The following is a 19,527-nucleotide window of genomic DNA, read 5'->3' on the forward strand; positions in this document are numbered from 1 at the left end:
ATCACGGGCACCGGACTTTGCGTTGCGAACATACCCGCATCCTGTTTACGGCCCGTTTCAAAAGAACTTGAGGCCGAAATGAACAAGGGTCGCTACAGACTGGTTTACTCCGACGAACACCGCAGCTACGTGCCGGTGCCGGAAGAAACCTGTGCGCGCGGCAAGAACAGCGGCGGTCGCGCGCTGCGCCGTCTGGTTGCGGCCATGGCGGCAGCGCTGCCCGGTCTGGTCATCGCCAATCCGACCGGGCACCAGATTGTTCAGGGCCAGGTCGGCATCCAGACCCAGGGCAGCACGCTGAACATCACGGCCAGCGACCGCGCCATCATCAATTGGAAGCAGTTCTCGATCCAGCCGGGTGAAACCACCCGCTTCATCCAGCCGCATTCGACCGCCACCGTACTCAACCGCGTGGTCGGGCAGGATCCGTCGCAGATACTGGGCAATCTGATCGCCAACGGGCGCGTGTTCCTGATCAACCCGAATGGCGTGCTGTTCGGCGCCGGCGCCAAGGTCAACACCGCGGGGCTGGTCGCCTCGACGCTGAACATCAGCAACGAGGACTTCACCGCCGGGCGGCTGAAGTTCAAAGCCGAAGGCGCGGCGGGCAAGCTGCGCAACGAGGGCACGCTGAAAGCCACCGGCGGCCCTTTGCTGCTGATCGCCACCGACATCGAGAACACCGGCCTGATCACCGCCGACAACGGCGACATCGTGCTCGCCGCCGGCAAGAGCGTGGAAATCGCCGACCCGCATCAGCCCGCACTGCGGGTGCGGGTCGAAGCAGGCGGCGAGGCGATCAACCTCGGTCAGCTGATCGCCCGTGGTGGCAACGTCGGCATGTTCGGTGCGGCGCTGACGCAGGCCGGTAAGATCAGCGCCACCGGTGCGCACCGCACCGCCGACGGCCGCATCGTGTTGCGCGGATCGAAGTCGGTCACGCTGACCGCTCAATCGGAGACGACGGCGAAGACCGCCGACGGCGCCGGCGGCGACATCGACATCGCCGCACCGGAGGTGAAGGTCGAGGCCGGTGCGCTGGTCGACGCCAGCGGCACCCAGGGCGGCCGCATCGATATCGCGGCTACGCAGAAGGCAAGCGCCGACGGCACGCTGCGCGCCACGGGCACGCTGCCCGCCGCTCCCGCTCCTGCACCTGCCCCGACAAGCACGGCCGAGGACATCGAACTGCCCGCAACCGGGTCCGGCCCGGCACCGGTCGCGGCGACAAGCGAAGCCGCCGGCAAGGGCGGCCAAATCGAAATCACCGCGGACACCGTACTGGTCGGCGGCACAGCCACGCTGGACGCTTCGGGCGACACCGGCGGCGGCTCGGTGCTGGTCGGCGGCGACTGGCAGGGCGCCAATCCGCAGGTGCGCAACGCCCAAGTAAGCTGGATCGGCAGCGGCGCTCGCCTGCTGGCCGACGCGCTGTTCGAGGGCGATGGCGGCAAGGTGGTCGTGTGGGCCGATCAGGCCACCGCCTTCCACGGCAACATCTGGGCACGCGGTGGTCGCAATGGCGGCAACGGTGGTCAGGTCGAAGTATCCGGCAAGGTCGCCCTGCTCTATCGCGGGCGTACCGACACCTCGGCGGCGCGTGGTCGCAACGGCGTGCTGCTGCTCGACCCGCTGGCGATGGTGATCCAGGGTGGCAGCGGCGACGGATCGAACGATGGCAGCCTGAGCTTCAACGGCGGCGCACCAGGCACCCTCACCGCCGAGGCGCTGGGCCCGACGGTGATCTACGAAAGCGAAATCGAGGAACAGAGCAAGACCACCGACATCATCCTGCGCGCTCAACGTTCGGTGACGGTGGGCACCTCACAGTTCAGCTACACCGGCAGCGGCAACGCCGCCGGCGAAACGTCGGGCCAGCTCACGCTGGCCGAAGGCAGCAGCCTGCTGATCGAAACGCGCAACCTCGGCGCGGGAGAAGGCGGCGCCAGCGCCGGCATCGACCTGGTCACCGGCGGCTGGCACGGCGCCGGCCTGCGCGTCGTCACCCAGGGCGACGGCAGCATCACGATGCAGACCGGCTACAGCAATGGCAGCGCAGTCGGCGACCAGCGCGCCGACATCGTCCTGCCGGTGCTGCGGGCGGCAAACGGCGGCATCCTGATCCGCGCCGGCGGCAGTTCGACCGTGGACCTGCGCGGCAGCAGCTACGACTCGGGCGCCGGCATCGACATCGAAGCCGGCACCGTCACGGGCGGCGTCACCTTCAACGCGGCCGATGGCACGTATATCGACGGCGACTACAGCGCGACATCGGGCACGCTCACCTTCAACGGCGGCGCCTCGTCGATCAGCGGGCGCCTGACGCTGGCGGCCAACCTCGGCGGCAATGCCGCGCTGACGCTGGGCGACCTGCTGTGGCAAGGCGGCCAGATGCTGAGTGGCGCCACGACCACGCTGACCGGCAGCGGCCTGATCGACGACAGCGCCGCCTACCGCTACCTCGATCGCCGGCTCGACGTCACCGGCCAGCTCGAATTCGCCAACAGCGCCGGTTACGACCTTTACGTGCGCGATGGCGGGCGGCTGAACATCAGTGCGGGCGGCAGCGTCGGTACCGCGGGTGCCAACGGCTTCCTGCGTCTGGCCGCGTCGGCCGGCACCGCCACGTTCAGTGCGGAAAGCGGCGCCAGCCTGAGTCTGGGCGACGGCACCACGTTCAGCCTGTCGTCCGACAACAGCGCGGGCAACCTCATCGCCGGCAACTTCACCACCATCGGCAACGGCGTGCTGCTGCTGGCGGCAGGGCGCATCAACACCGGCGCCGATACGACCTTCAGCGGCAGTGGCTCACTGCGTCTAGCGAACTCCGGCGTGATCGGCGGCAGCCACGTACTCACGCTCGGTACGCTGTTCGACTGGCGTGGCGGCAGCATGGACGGCAGCGGCAGCACGGTGCTGAGCGGCAACGGCCTGATCGACAACAGCAACGCCTACCGCTACCTGCAGCGCACGCTGCGCATCGACGGCACGCTGACGCTGGACAATCCGACCGGCTATGACCTGCGCGTCGGCAACGACGGACATCTGCACATCGGCTCGACCGGCACACTCGCCACCGGCACGACGAACGGCTTCATCTACATGCAGGCCGGTACCGGCGGCACGGCCGTCATGAGCGCCGATGCGGGCGGTCGCATCGCGGTGGCCGACGGCACCTTGCTGACACTGCGCAGCGACAGCAGCAGCGGCAACCAGCTGTCGGGCACCTTCGATCTCGACGGCGCCGGCGTGCTGCACCTGGACAGCGGTGCGCTCAATGTTGACGGCACCACGATCTTCGGCGGTGACGGCAGCTTGCGCATGAGCGGTGGCGCGACGATCAACGGCAGCGGCGTGCTGACGATCGCCAGCGATTTCGACTGGCGTGGCGGCCGCTTCGGCGGCAGCGGCACCACCTTCCTGACCGGCGATGCCGTCATCGACAACACTTCGGCCTACAAATACGTAAGCCGCAGGATCGAAGTGTCCGGCAATCTCACCTTCGGCAATTCGACCGGCTACGACCTGCGCATCGAGAACGGCGGCGCACTCCATCTGGCCAGCGGTGGACGACTATCGACCAGCAGCAGCGGTCTCATCTACATGCAGGCCGGCAGCGGCGGCAACGCAGCCTTTTCAGCCGCCGCCGGTTCGGCCATCACGGTCGGCACCGGCACCATGCTCACGCTGCGCAGCGACGGCAACGCCGGCAACACGCTGGGCGGGCAGTACCTGCTCGACGGCGCCGGCGCGCTGCACATCGATTCCGGCCTATTCACGACGGCCGCCCCCACCACTTTCGGTGGCACCGGCCTGTTGCGCATCAGCGGTGGCACGACCCTGAACATCGATCACGCCTCGACGATTTCGACGCAGTTCCGCTTCGAGGGCGGCACGCTGGCCGGCAGCGGCAATCTGCTGATCAGCGGTCCGATGACTTGGGCCGGCGGTACGCTGGCAGGCAGCGGCACGACCACGGTCAGCGGTACGACGGTCATCGACAACACTTCCGCCTACAAATACCTGTCGCGTCGCCTGGTCATCGCCGGCAACCTCGAATTCGGCAACAGCAACGGCTACTACCTGCAGATCAACAACGGCGGCACGCTGCATCTTGGCGCCACTGGGCGCCTGTTCACCACGGCTGCCAGCGGCCTGATCTACATGGCGGCGGGCAGCGGCGGCACCGCCACCTTCAGCGCCGACGACGGCGCGCGCCTTGATGCGGCAAGCGGCTTCGACATGACGCTGCGCAGCGACGGCAACAGCGGCAACCGCATCTCCGGCAGCTTCGAACTGGGCGGCAGCGGCGATCTGCACCTCGATTCCGGCGTGATCGGCACCGGCGCCGCCAGCCGCTTCGACGGCAGCGGCCGACTGCGCCTCAGCGGTGGCGCAACCTTCAACGCCAATCACGCACTGACTATCGATTCCGCCTTCCGCATGGAAGGCGGCACGCTCGGCGGCAGCGGCAACGTCAACATCGGTGGCGCCTTCACCTGGGCCGGCGGCACGATGACCGGCAGCGGCACAACCACCGTCGGCGGCAGCGGCACGATAGACAACACCAGCGCCTACAAATACCTCGGGCGCCGGCTCGACGTCACCGGCAGTCTGGCCTTCGGCAATACCAGCGGCTATTACCTGCAGTTGAACAATGGCGGTCATCTGCACGTCGCCGCTGGCGGCGCGCTGGGCACTTCCGCCAGCAACGGTCTCATCTATCTGGCGTCGGGCAGCGGCGGCAGCGCGCTGTTCAGCGCCGATGCCGACGGCGACATCGTGCTCGGCGCCGGTACCGAACTGACGCTGCGGGCCGACGGCAATGTCGGCAACCGCCTGGCAGGCAGCTTCGATCTCAATGGCGAAGGACGGCTGCACCTCGATTCGGGCATGGTGAGCGTCGATACCGACAGCGCCTTCACCGGCGACGGCCGCCTGCTGCTGTCGGGTGGCGGTAACTTGGCCGGCAGCGCGGTGCTGTCGATCGCGTCGGCCTTCGACTGGACCGGGGGCGGATCGATGAGCGGCAGCGGCACCACCCGCCTGCTGCGCGACGTGACGCTGTCCGGCAGCGGTACGCGAACCCTCAACCGCACGCTGGAGATTGCGGCCGGCCGCACGCTGGCAGTCGGTGACGGCGTCGCGTTGAACCGCTCGACCAGCAGCGGGGGCAGTGGTGGCATCGTTGCGCTCGGCCTGTTCACGAAATCCGCCGGCAGCGGTACGGCGTCGGTGAACTACCTCGACATCCGCGGCAACCTGTCTGCCAGCAGCGGCATCCTGTCACTGACCGGCAACACGCAGGGTACCAGCCTCGGCAACGCGGCATTCTCGACCAGCGGCAGCGGTTCGCTGCGCCTCGACTCGGGCCTGTTCACGCTGACCAACGGTCAGACCACGACGTTCGCATCGGGCAACCTCGAGTTGCACGGCGCCACGCTGTCCACCGCTGGCAATGCGTCCATCGTCGGCAGTGGCACCTTCCGCCAGGTGGCAGGCACGCTGGACGGCGCTGGTACGCTGACCATCGCGTCGGGTTTCGACTGGACCGGCGGCACCATGTCCGGCAGCGGCACCACGCGTCTGGCCACCTCGGCCAGCCTGAGCGGCAATGCGACGCGCACACTCAACCGAACCCTTGAAATCGCGGCCGGCCATACGCTCAATCTCGGCGACGACGTGCTGATCCAGCGCTCGACCAGCAATGGTGGCAGCGGCGGCATCGTCGCCCTCGGCACCGTATCGAAGTCCGCCGGCAGCGGCGTCTCCTACATCCGCTACCTCGACCTGCGCGGCAATTTCACCGCCGGCAGCGGCGTGCTGTCGATCTACGGCAATACGGCGGGCAGCAGCATCGCCGGCGCCGTGTTCTCGTCCACCGGCAATGCGCGCGTGCGTGCGGACTCCGGCCTGCTGACGCTGAACAGCGGCGAATCGGCCAGCATCTCCAGCGGTCTGTTCGAACTGTCCGGCGCGACGCTGAGCACCAGCGGCAACAGCGCGATCAATGGCGCGGGCATGCTGAGTTTCACCTCAGGCTTCATCAACGGAGTCGGCACGCTGAGCGTGAACACCGGATTCGACTGGAGCAGCGGCACCATGGGCGGCAGCGGCATCACGCGCCTCAATGGCAGCAGCCGTTTCCTCACCACCAGCGCCAAGACGATGTCACGGACGCTGGAAATCGCCGGTACCACGCGGACGACCTCGGGCACCAGCGGTCTGCAGATCCAGGACGGCGGCCGCCTGTCCGTGCTCGCATCCGGCGAGTTCGAGGTCGTCGGCGGCACCGGCTTCACCTTCAGTGGCAGCGGGCGCATCGACAACGCCGGTCTGCTGCGCAAGACCGGTACTGCCGCCGTAACACTGGCAATGCCGCTGACCAATAGTGGCACGCTGCGGGTCGAGGAAGGCGTGCTCACCGCCAGCGCCTTCCCGGTCAACGCCGGCACGCTGGACGTGTTCAACGGCGCCACGCTGATCGCTGGCGCCTTGCAGAATGACGGTGTCGTCCAGGGCAGCGGCACGATCAATCTCGGCAGCGCCACGCTGACCAACGCCGGCACGCTGCGCCCGGGCGGCGACGGCAGCGCCGGTACGCTGACCCTTACCGGCCACTATGCGCAGACCGCCAGCGGCATCATCGAAGCCGACGTGCTGGGTACGCTCGCCGCTGAGCAGGACCACCTGGTCGTCAGCGGCAACGCCGCACTCGACGGCGACCTGCGCCTGGCGCCATCCGCCGGCCTGAGCTTCGGCGCGCAGGATCGCTACACCGTGCTGTCCTGCGGCGCCGACGGCTGCCTCAGCGGGACGTTCGACACGGTGGACAGCGGCACACTGGGCCTCACCGCCACCAGTTTCTCGAACGCCATCAGCTTCGCCACCGGCAGCATCGCCAGCACCTGGATAGCGCAGTCCTCAGGCTTCTGGGACATCGCATCGAACTGGGCTGGCGGCTTCATTCCGGGCGCACAGAACGACGTGGTGATCGATCAGGCAGGCGACCTGACCATTACCGTACGCAGCACCTCACCGGCCAGCACCTTCGCCGTCAACAGCCTGTATTCGAACGAGAACATCGTCGTCAGCGGCAGCACGCTGACGCTCGTGGACGATTCGGTCATCAACGGCCGTCTGACCGTGTCGGGCGGCACGCTGAACATCGGCACCCAGCTGGAAACCGGCGCCCTGACGCTGAGCGGCGGCACCATTTCCGGGGGTCGCCTCATCACCGGCGGCAGCGGCAGCGTGATGAGTGGCGGCACGCTGAGCGCACTGCAGTTGATGATCGGCACGCAATTGAGAGCGACCGGCGGCACGCTGAACAACGTCACGCTGTCCCGTTCGGGCAATAGCGCGGACGCCGGCAAGGTGCTGATTGCCGACAACGGCGACGTGCGCGTCGTCGGTGCCCTCACGCTGGACAACGCCGAGATCACCCTCGCCTCCAGCGGCAGCTCGACCTATCTGCGCGGCACCGCCGGCGCGTGGTCCATCAACGGCAACGGCTCCATCCTCTTCGGCGGGTCGCACAACGCCGTGCGCGCCAACAACGTCATCGGCTACACCACCGCCCTCACCCTCGGCAGCGGCGTCACCGTCTCCGGTCCCAACGGCGGATACATCTACTTCGGCAACGGCGGCGTCAACAACGGAACCATCTCCGCCGACACCGCCGGCAAGAACATCGAGGTCAATGGCTGGAACGCCTCCGACGCATGGTCCAACGCCGGTACCCTGCGCGCCAACGGCGGCATCCTCTCCATCAACGACACCTGGTCCAGCTCGGGATCACTGCGACTGGACGCCGGCACGATGTTCCTCGCCGGCTCCTTCAACACCGCGTCCTTCAACACCCTGGTCCGCCCCGCCGATGCCGACCGCGGAACGCTCAACCTCGTCGGCGTGCTCAACAACGCCGGCAGCACCCTGCTGCTCAACGGTGCCACCGGCACCCTCAACATCGGCGGCAACTCCACCTCCACCGGCCTCATCTCCGGTGGCACCGTGCGCATCAACAACGCCGACGGCGGCGCGCTGAACACCGGCTACGCCGGCATCTCCGGCACCGCCTTCGGCGGATCACCCTATGCCGTGCTCTCCAACGTCACGCTGGCCAATGTCGCCGGCGTGGCCAACAGCGGCCGCATGACCATCGCCGACAACGGCGACGTGCGCGTCGTCGGTGCCCTCACGCTGGACAACGCCGAAATCACCCTCGCCTCCAGCGGCAGCTCGACCTATCTGCGCGGCACCGCCGGCGCGTGGTCCATCAACGGCAACGGCTCCATCCTCTTCGGCGGGTCGCACAACGCCGTGCGCGCCAACAACGTCATCGGCTACACCACCGCCCTCACCCTCGGTAGTGGCGTCACCGTCGCCGGCCCCAATGGCGGCTACGTCTACTTCGGCAACGGCGGCGTCAACAACGGCACCATCTCCGCCGACACCGCCGGCAAGAACATCGAGGTCAATGGCTGGAACGCCTCCGACGCATGGTCCAACGCCGGTACCCTGCGCGCCAACGGCGGCATCCTCTCCATCAACGACACCTGGTCCAGCTCGGGATCGCTGCGACTGGACGCTGGCACGATGTTCCTCGCCGGCTCCTTCAATACCGCGTCCTTCAACACCCTGATCCGCCCCGCCGATGCCGACCGCGGCACCCTCAACCTCGTCGGCGTGCTCAACAACACCGGCAGCACGCTGCTGCTCAACGGCGCCACAGGCACCCTCAACATCGGTGGCAACTCCACCTCCACCGGCCTCATCTCCGGTGGCACCGTACGCATCAACAACGCCGACGGCGGCGCGCTGAACACCGGCTACGCCGGCATCTCCGGCACCGCCTTCGGCGGATCTCCCTACGCCGTGCTCTCCAACGTCACGCTGGCCAATGTCGCCGGCGTGGCCAACAGCGGTCGCATGACCATCGCCGACAACGGCGACGTGCGCGTCGTCGGTGCCCTCACGCTGGACAACGCCGAAATCACCCTCGCCTCCAGCGGCAGCTCGACCTATCTGCGCGGCACCGCCGGCGCGTGGTCCATCAACGGCAACGGTTCCATCCTCTTCGGCGGGTCGCACAACGCCGTGCGCGCCAACAACGTCATCGGCTACACCACCGCCCTCACCCTCGGTAGTGGCGTCACCGTCGCCGGCCCCAATGGCGGCTACGTCTACTTCGGCAACGGCGGCGTCAACAACGGCACCATCTCCGCCGACACCGCCGGCAAGAACATCGAGGTCAATGGCTGGAACGCCTCCGACGCATGGTCCAACGCCGGTACCCTGCGCGCCAACGGCGGCATCCTCTCCATCAACGACACCTGGTCCAGCTCGGGATCGCTGCGACTGGACGCTGGCACGATGTTCCTCGCCGGCTCCTTCAATACCGCGTCCTTCAACACCCTGATCCGCCCCGCCGATGCCGACCGCGGCACCCTCAACCTCGTCGGCGTGCTCAACAACACCGGCAGCACGCTGCTGCTCAACGGCGCCACAGGCACCCTCAACATCGGTGGCAACTCCACCTCCACCGGCCTCATCTCCGGTGGCACCGTACGCATCAACAACGCCGACGGTGGCGCGCTGAACACCGGCTACGCCGGCATCTCCGGCACCGCCTTCGGCGGATCTCCCTACGCCGTGCTCTCCAACGTCACGCTGGCCAATGTCGCCGGCGTGGCCAACAGCGGTCGCATGACCATCGCCGACAACGGCGACGTGCGCGTCGTCGGTGCCCTCACGCTGGACAACGCCGAAATCACCCTCGCCTCCAGCGGCAGCTCGACCTATCTGCGCGGCACCGCCGGCGCGTGGTCCATCAACGGCAACGGTTCCATCCTCTTCGGCGGGTCGCACAACGCCGTGCGCGCCAACAACGTCATCGGCTACACCACCGCCCTCACCCTCGGCAGTGGCGTCACCGTCTCCGGACCCAACGGCGGCTACATCTACTTCGGCAACGGCGGCGTCAACAACGGCACCATCGTTGCGGGAAGTGCCGGCAAGGAAATCTCGCTGAACAGCTGGAATTCGTCCGACGTGTGGACCAACGCCGGCACGCTGCACCTCGCCGGCGGCCGCTTCCACGCCGGCGACAGCTTCATCAATACCGGCCTGCTGCGCGGCGCCGGAAACGTTGACGCCAGCGGACGCACGCTGACCAACTCCGGCACGATATTCGCCGAGGACGGCGTGCTGAACCTCACCGGCAATCTGGTACTGACGGCGAGCGGAACGCTGCGCTTCGACATCGGCGGCGTCGAACGCGGGACCGGGCACGGCGCGCTCGACGTCAATGGCACGCTGACCTTCGGCGGCACGCTGCAGGTCGCCCATACGAACGGCTTCACGCCGGACAGCAGCGAAGCCTTCCCGCTCATCCGCTACACCACGCGTTCGGGTACTTCGGTGTTCGCCGCGCTGAACGTGCCCGCGGGCTTCGGCTACGACAGTTTCTACGGTGTCGGCACCTATCTGCTGGCCACCGGCGAGGCGCTGCCGGGAGAGGTGAACGAGTGGGTGTCCAACAGCAACGGTGACTGGAGCACCGGCACCAACTGGTCGCTCGGCTTCGCCCCGAACAGCGCGTCGATGTCGGTGCTCATCGACCGCGTCGGCTACACGCCCACGGTCACCCTCTCGTCCGGCACCTGGACCGTCGGCGAGCTGATTTCGCAGGAACACCTGACCATCAGCGGCGGCTCGCTGACGGTGGTCGGCGAAACCGCGATCGCCGGCAACCTCACGCTCAACGGCAGCGGACAGCTGATCACGCAGGGACCGCTCGATCTCAACGCGGTGACGCTGAACAGCAGCAGTGCTTTCATGGCGAACACATCCGGTCACATCGCCAGCTTCGTGCAGAACAACGGCACCAGCACCTTCGCTGGCGCCGGGCTGGCGTTCGACGCAATCGACATCCGCGGCGGCACGGTGAACTACAACGCGGCACTCGCGCTGCCCTCGTCTCTGCTGCGGGTGGCTGGCCACACCGCCAATCTGAACGCCGACCAGGGACAGACGCGGATAGAGGTGGTGTCGGGCACCTTGAACCTGAACCTGAGCAGCGTGAGTTCCGACATCGCGCTCAGCGGCGGCACCCTGAACGTTGCCGGCGCGACCGCAGCAAGCGGCGACTTCGACTGGACCGGCGGCAACATCGGCGGTGGCGGTACGCTGACGCTGTCGGGCGTTCTGGACATCGGTGGCGGCAGCAATTCCTTCGGACTGAACGACACGACGCTGGTACACACCAATGCCAGCGGCAACAGCCGCATCGCCAAGACCGGCGGCTATTTCTACCTGAGCGGAAGCAGCGAACTGCGCAATGCCGCTGGCGCCGTGCTGACGGTGGATACCAGCGGCGGCAACTTCGGCACCTACTACAGCAGCGGCGCAGGCGGGACCTTGCACAACCAGGGCACGCTGAACAAGACCGGCGGCGGCGCCCTCTACATCTACAACCCGACCCGCCTGCAGCAGGCCGGTCAGCTCAACCTCCAGCAGGGCAGCATCATCGTCCAGGGCGGCAGCGGCCATCTGCTGTCCGGCAACACCACACTGGCCGACGGTACCGCGCTGCAGCTCACCAGTTCGCACTCCAGCACGATCAGCGCCACCGCGCGCTTCGCCGGTGACGGTCAGCTTCTGAACGAGGGCGGTACGTTGACGCTGGCCGATGGCGCCCGCATCGACGTGGCCTACACGCAGGCATCCGGCACGCTGTCGCTGACCGGTTCGGCGACGATGAACGACGACTTCGTCTGGAACAGCGGCACCGTGCGGGCAGCCGATCTGGTCACCGCAGGGACACTGACGCTGAATGGCGCATTCATTCAGAGCGGCAACACCACGGTCTATCTGCGCGACGGCCTGCAGATGCTGCACACGAACACAGCCGGCGAAAGCCGCATCGCCAATGCGTCGAGCAGCGGTTTCAACGTCGAGAATGGTGCCGTTTTCCGCAATACCGGCGTGCTGACGCTGGATACCGCCGGCGCCGGCAGCATCATGTACATTGACCACGACTCGGGCAGCGGAGGTCGCTTCGAGAACGCCGGCACCTTGGTGAAGAGCGGCGAAGGTCGCGTGGATTTCGGCAGTTACGGCTCACTCGCCTTCGACCAGAACGGCAGCTTCGCGGTGAATGCCGGCACGGTAGAGTTCGGTGGAACATCGATCGCGCTCGGCGGCAGCATGACGATCGCCGACAATGCACGCGTTCTGGTGCGCGCCGGGAGCACGACCACCGCCAGCGGCTTCGCCTTCAATGGCGGCGGCGTTCTGGCCGTCGGCAGCGGTACGCTGGTACTGGGCCATGGCACGACGGTCGCAACCGACCTCGAACTGAGCGGCGGCACGCTGTCCATCGGCAGCGCAAACACCGCCGAGGTGACCGGCGACCTGAGCTGGACCGGCGGCACGATCAACGGTGGCGGTACGCTGACGCAACGTGGCCGCTTCCTGCAGACCGGCAACACGACGGTCTATCTGCGCGACGGCACATTGCTCGACCACGTCAATTCGAGCGGCGCCAGCCGCATCGCCAACACATCGGCCAGCGGCTTCAATCTGGAGAACGGCGCCGTGTTCCGTAACAGCGGCGTACTGCGGCTGGACGTGGCCGGCAGCGGCAGCGTCATGTACATCGACCACGACGCCGGCAGCGCGGGCAGCTTCGTGAATACCGGCACGCTGATCAAGTCGGGCAGCGGCCGCCTCGACTTCGGCAGCTTCGGTCTGGTGGCGCTGACGCAGAGCGGCACGCTGCAGATCGAACAGGGGCGGGTCACGCTGGGCGTGACCAGCACGGGCTCACCGGCCCACCTGCTCGCCGGCAGCCATGTCATCAGCGGCGCCGGCAGCCTTGAAATCGTCACCGCGCCCGGCACCACTGTCACGGCCAACGCGACCGCGACGGCAACCTTCTCCGGCAGCGGTCCGCTGGTGATCAGCGGCGGTACGCTGATGCTGGCCGATGGCCTCGACCTCGGCATCACCGTACGTCAGAGCGGTGGCCATCTTGCAGGCAGCGGCAGCAATGAGCTGTCGGGGCGCTATGAATGGACCGGCGGCGATGTCAGCGGCAGTGGCACGCTGACCGTGAGTGGCGTACTCCAGATTTCCGGCAACAGCTCCTTTGGCCTGGACGGCCGCTCGATGGTACATACCAACGCCTCGGGCAACAGCAGCCTCTACAAGCCGGGCGGCTACTTCTATCTCGGCGGCAACGCCACCTTCACGAATGCCGCCGGCGCGACGCTGTACATCGATACGGCCAGCAATACCAACGCCGGCGCGTGGTATCAGAGCGGCAGCGCCGGCAGTTTCGTCAATGCCGGCACGCTGGTGAAACAGGGCAACGGCACCTTCAACTTCTGGAGCCCGATCCGCTTCATCAACACCGGCAGCTTCACCGTGGCACAGGGCGCTGTCATGGCCGACGGCTTCACGAACAACCCGGGTGTGCTGCAACTGCTGTCCGGCACGAGCTTCAGCACCAGTGGCAGCGCACTGACCAGCACCGGCACCATCGCCGGCCACGGCTCGCTGATCGTCGGCAGCACCGGTCTGCTGAATCGAGGCGTCGTCGCGCCGGGCGGCGCGAACAGCATCGGCACGCTGCGCATCACCGGGCAGTATGTGCAGGCCGCCGACGGCACACTGCAGATCGAGCGCGGCAGTGCCGGCACCGACGCACTGATCGTCAGTGGCGCGGCCACGCTGGGTGGCACGCTGGCTGTCACCCAACTGGCCGGCTACCAGCCGACTGCGCTGCAGACCGACATCGTCAGCGCCAACACACTGAGCGGCAGCTTCGCCAGCGTCACGCTGCCGTCCGGCTACAGCACGCTGACGGTCGGCAACCGTCACGTGCTGAGCTACGCTGGCGCGATCTGCGGCGGCGTCTGCTGGGATGGCGGCGCCGGTACGCTGCTGTGGACGGACGCCGCGAACTGGACCACCGATCTGCTGCCGGGCATCACCGACCTCGTGTTCATCGATCTCGAAAACGGCGTCAATGTGCAGCTCACCGGCGGCGCGCACACCATCTCGTCGCTCACGACGACCGCCGGCAACACGCTGACGATCAGCGGCGGCACGCTGACGGTCAGCGGCGGCGCGAACGGTCAGGCGGTGTCAACGCTGGCCGGCGATCTGACGATCGGCGGTGGCAGCTTCACCGCCAACGCGCAGACCTCGATCGCCCGCCTGCTGCTGTCCTCGGGCAGCTTCGGCGGCTCGGGCGCGGTCACCTTCACCGGCACCGGTTCGAGCTGGACCGGCGGCGACATGGTCGGCAGCGGCAGTTCCATCTTCGCCGCCGGCTCGACCTTCGAATACGCCGCCGGCACGCGCAGTTCGACCCGACGCGTTGACATCCGCCAGGGCGCGACCGTCCGCAACGCGAGCGGGTCGATGACGCTGACCGGCGGCGCGGCCAACGCCGGCGTCATCGACGTCGCGCTCGGTGCGACCGTGCGATATGGCGGCAGCGCCAGCTACCTGCTCGATGCGACCGGCCAGTTCGACGGCGGCGGTCGCATCGAGTTCATCGACTCGGCCATGGCCACCGCGGCGTCAACTGCAGCGGCGATTGCCGACGGCAGCTTCACCGTGCGCGTGCAGGACTCGGCCCGCTTCACGATGACCGCGCCGACCTCGATCGCCAATCTCGAACTGGCCGGCAACGGCCAGGTGATTGCCCAGGCCGGCTTCCAGGCGGCGAACCTTACGCAGACCGGCGGCACACTAACGGTGAACGCAGCGTCGGCCATCGGTCGCTACAACTGGAACGGCGGCACCTTCGCCGGCAGCGGCAGCGCCACACTCACCGGACAGAGCGGCTGGACGCGCGGCACGCTGACCGGCAACCTCGTCGTCGCCAACGGCGCTACGCTGACCCTCAGCACCACCGGCAGCGACGACGTACAGGGCACCAGCTACAAGCGCTTCGGCGCCGGATCGCTGAGCAACTTCGGCACGCTGGCCTGGCAGGAAGGCCACATCGACGTCGTCGGCAACGCCCGCGTCAACAACGCGGGGCTGGTCGACATCACCGGCAACTTCAGCTTCGGCGACCGCTCGGTCGGCGTCGGCACGCTGACGCTGAACAACCTCGCCAGCGGCACCATCCGCAAGAGCGGCGGCGGCGAAACCAGCATCGGCACCCTCGGCATCCCCGGCGGCACCGCGAACTACGCCAACGTGATCAACGACGGCGACATCATGGTGGAGAGCGGCAGCCTGCGCTTCGGCATCGGCTATTCCGGTGCGCCGGGCGGCGGCACCTTCGTGCATAACGGTCGTCTCGACGTGGTCGCCGGCGCCCTGCTCGAATTCGGCGGCAGTCTCACGCATAACGGCAGCAGCTTCATAGACAGCGGTGCGACGCTGCGCCGGATCGGCGGTTTCACCAACGCCGCCAGCGGCCTGATCGAAGGCTTCGGCACGGTGGACGTCGGCGCGGGCAACACCTTGCGCAACGACGGCACGATGCGCATCGGCGATCTGTTCAATGGCGTCTACACGCACGGCACGATGCGGGTGACCGGCAACTACGTGCAGGGCAGCGGCGGCCAGTTGCTGATGGCCATCGGCGGCAACGCCGCCGGCGAGTACGACCAGCTCGCGGTCAGCGGCAGCGCGACGCTCGGCGGCGCACTGGTCGTATCGGAAGCGCCGGGCTACGTTCGCGAAACAGTGGCCATCGACCTGATCACCACCGGCGCCGGCGTGAGCAGCAGCTTCGCCACGGTGACCCTGCCGGACGCCGGCTACACGAGCACACAGAGCGCCAACGCGCTGCGCCTCAGCTTCAATGCCATCGCCTGCGGCGGCATCTGCTGGGACGGCGGCGCAGGCACCAATCTTTGGACCGATGCCGCGAACTGGACCGGCAATGTGCTGCCCGGCCTGAACGATCTCGTATTCATCAGCCTGGCCAGCGGTGGCCAGGTCATGCTGACCGGGGGCGACCAGCGCATCGCGGGGCTCAACACGGTCGCCGGCAGCGCACTCACCATCACCGGCGGTGCGCTTACCATCACCGGCCAATCCGCTAACGGCAGCGTCGCGTCCGCGGTGGCGGGCGACCTGGTGCTGAGCGGCGGCACGCTCAACGTCGGCGGTCAGGCAAGCTTCGCCGGCCTCCGTCAGAGCGGCGGCTTCAGCCAGTTCGACGGCAACGTGACGGTCAGCCGGCTCGCGCTCTCCGGCGGCGAGGGCGTGACCCTGCGCACCAATGGCAGCCTCACCGTCAGCGACACGTTCGACTGGCGCGACCAAGCCGACCTCGACGGTGCGGGCATCTTCACCACGGCCGGACTCACCACCGCCACCGGCTCCGGCGGACTGGGTTTCGGCATTAGCGTGGACTGGCACAACAGCGGCACCTTGCGTCTGGCCAGCGGCGCACTGCTGCACTTCTATTCGACCAGCGACGGCGATGGCGGGGCGCTGATCAACGAAGCAGACGGGGTGATCGACCTGTCCGACGGCAACGCGCTCGCGCTAGGAACCCACAGCGGCCCGCTGTCGCGCTTCGTCAATGCCGGCACCTTGATCAAGGGTGGCGGAGGTGAGCAGCGGCTGGAAGGCAACTACAGCTTCGACAATCTCGGCTCGGTGCAGGTCAATGGCGGCCGTCTGGACATCCGCGTGTCGAACGCCGACCGCGCCACCGACACCGGCCGCTACACCAACAACGCGACGCTGGCCTTCGGCGCTGGCCGGCGCACGCTGGGGGCGGGCAGCGACATCGACGGTGCGGGCACGGTCGAGTTCTCCGGCGCACAGGTAAACGTCAGTGGCAGCTACACCGTCGCCGACACCGGCACCACGCGCATCAACGCCGGCCGCGCCGACTTCGCCCAGGCGCTCAACTTCGCCAACACGCTGACTGTGCGCGGCGGCGTGCTGAACTTCAACGGCAGCACTCGTCTGAACCGGCTTGACATGGACTGGGTCGCTGGGGACCTGGCGAACTATTCGGTGCTCGGCGGTACCGGCACGCTCACCTTCACCGGCAGCGGATCGACCATCGCCGACGGCGTGCTGGCCAACGGCATCGTGAACGGATACGACGCCGCTGTAGGTCCGCTCTACGTCCAGACGCCGTCCATGCCGCGCAATGTCACGATCGCCAGCGGCGCGTCGCTCAATGTCGGAGGCCAGCAGTACGCTGACCTGTCGGGCATCGCGCTGAACAACCAGGGCAGGCTGTCGCTGGTGAACAACATCCACCTGCACGGCGACAATACGATAGACAACGCGGGTCTGCTCGAAATGGGCAGCGCCGGCACCGCTCTCGGCCAGGTTGCCGACGTGGCCTGGAATGCGCCGGGCAGCCTGCTCATTCGCAACAGCGGCACGCTGGAGAAGCGGCTGGACGGCTCTTCCGTTTTGGCCGCCTCGCTGCAGAACGCCGGTACGATCGACCTTTACGCCGGCGCGCTGGAACTCAGCGGCAATTACGAGCAGGGCGCCGGAGCCACGCTGGTGTCCCGCATCGGCTTCGGAACGACCGGGCGCCTGCAGGTCGGCGGCACGGCCACCCTCGCCGGCACGCTCGAGGTCAGCGAAGCGGGCGGCTACAGCCGCGTGGGCGTCAACACCAACATCGTCCAGGCCGATGGCGGCCTGATCGGCCGCTTCACCACGCAGCGCCTGCCGGCCGACTATACCCTTGCCACTTCGGCCAACCGTCTGAACCTCCGCTACATGTTGATCAGCTGTGGAGGCATCTGCTGGGACGGCGGCGGCGGCACGTCGAACTGGATGGACGCGGCGAACTGGACTGGTGACGCGCTGCCGGGCCTGAACGACCTGGTGTTCATCAACCTTGCTGGCGGCGCCAACGTCGTGCTGAACGCGAACCCGGCCCTTACGCTGGCCGGGCTGACCATAGGTGACGCCAACTCGCTGACGCTGACCGGTGGCACGCTGAATGCGCCGACCACGATCCTGAATGGCGGAACCTTGTCGTTGACCGGCGGCACGCTGAACTTCGGTGACGCACTGAACAACGCCGGTACGCTGAACTACGCCGGTGGGGCGCTGACCGGAAATCTGTTCACCAACAGCGGCACGCTGAACGTGCTGCCGGGTAGCGGCGGCAATCTGACGACGACACGGCTGAACAACACCGGCAGCATCGTCGTCAACGCCAACCGCACGGTCGAGTTCGGCAGCGGCGGCGGCATGATCTTCGCGAACGACGGCGACGTGCAGGTACGCAGCGGCACCCTGTCGGTGCTCGCTCACGACACCGATCTGTCGGGTCCCCGCGCCGACAGCGGCGACTATACGGTTGACGCCGGCGCCACGCTGCGCTTCCGCGATGCCTTCCGCGACTTCGGCCCCGGTTCGTCAATCACCGGTGCCGGCGACGTCGAATTCACCGCTTTCTCCGGCGGCCTGTTCAACGTCAATGGCGTCTATTCGGTCGGCGGCACTACACGCGTCAGCGGCAACACGCTCGTCAATTTCAACAGCAACGCCAGCTTCGGTTCGCTCGCCGTGGCCGGCAACATCGGCGGCACCGGTACGCTGACCGTTGCCGAGAACCTCGTCTGGACCTCTGGTTCGATCGGCGGCGCCGGCCGCAGTGTCATCGTCAATGGCGATGCGCTGCTCGACGGCGCATCGCTCAACCTCGCCGGCGCGCGCCTGACCATTGCCGACAGCGGCCTGATCGATGCCGGCACCCGGGTCAACATGAGCGGCGGCGCGCAACTCATCGTCGCCACAGGCGCGTCGCTCGGGGTCGGCAGCAACGCCGCGGTCGGCGGCAGCGGCAGTCTGGTGAACCGTGGCACGCTCGAAGGTACGGTGGGTGGCGGCAGCTCGAACATCGGCGTGCTGCTGTCCAACTTCGGTGAAGTGAGCGCCAGTTCGGGCAATCTGGGCCTGACCGGCGGCATCGCGAATACCGGCGCCGGCAGCTTCGTCATCGGTGCCGACGCGACGATGGAACTGGGCGGCGACCTGCCACCGGACATCTTCGACCGCATCGGCGGCGCCGGCACGCTGAGCTTCTCCCCGACCTCGCAGCCGGTGATCAACCGCAGTTACGCCGCGCAGGGTGGCACGCCATTCAGTTTCAGTCTGCGCTCGGGCGCCGTGCTGACCGGTCTGCCGCAGAACGGCACGGTCAGTGGCGAAGCGGCGGGCTGGATCTACACGGCGAACGCTGGCTTCAACGGCACTGACAGCGCCCGCTTCACGCTGAGCCTGGGCAGCGGCACGGCCGTGTTCAACATCAGTTTCGCCGTCACCTCGGAACCGGCCGTGACGCAGCCGCAGGTTCAGGTGATCGCCACCACGCTGCTGCCGGAAGTGTTCCAGCCGCCGCGCATCGTGCTACCGGCGACGCCGCCGCAGGTCAGCGCACCGATCAATGTCGCAAGCGTGGATGCACTGAGCGACATCGCCACCGCATCGGGCCCGCAATTCGACCAGCCGCTGCGCGACTTCCGCGCCAGCCGCCTGCAGTGCCGTTAAGGAGTCCGT

1 protein-coding gene is annotated in these 19,527 nt (G+C 67.6%); it reads left to right on the forward strand.

The window, feature by feature from the left end:
* The first annotated feature begins 78 nt into the window (after positions 1 to 78).
* Positions 79 to 19,518, forward strand: a complete 19,440-nt coding sequence (locus tag ACQ66H_RS18750) for a filamentous hemagglutinin N-terminal domain-containing protein (protein WP_430435275.1) — start codon at positions 79 to 81, stop codon at positions 19,516 to 19,518.
* The last annotated feature ends 9 nt before the right edge of the window (positions 19,519 to 19,527 follow it).

Origin of the sequence: Methyloversatilis sp. (assembly GCF_965284615.1) — a bacterium.
Lineage (GTDB): Bacteria > Pseudomonadota > Gammaproteobacteria > Burkholderiales > Rhodocyclaceae > Methyloversatilis.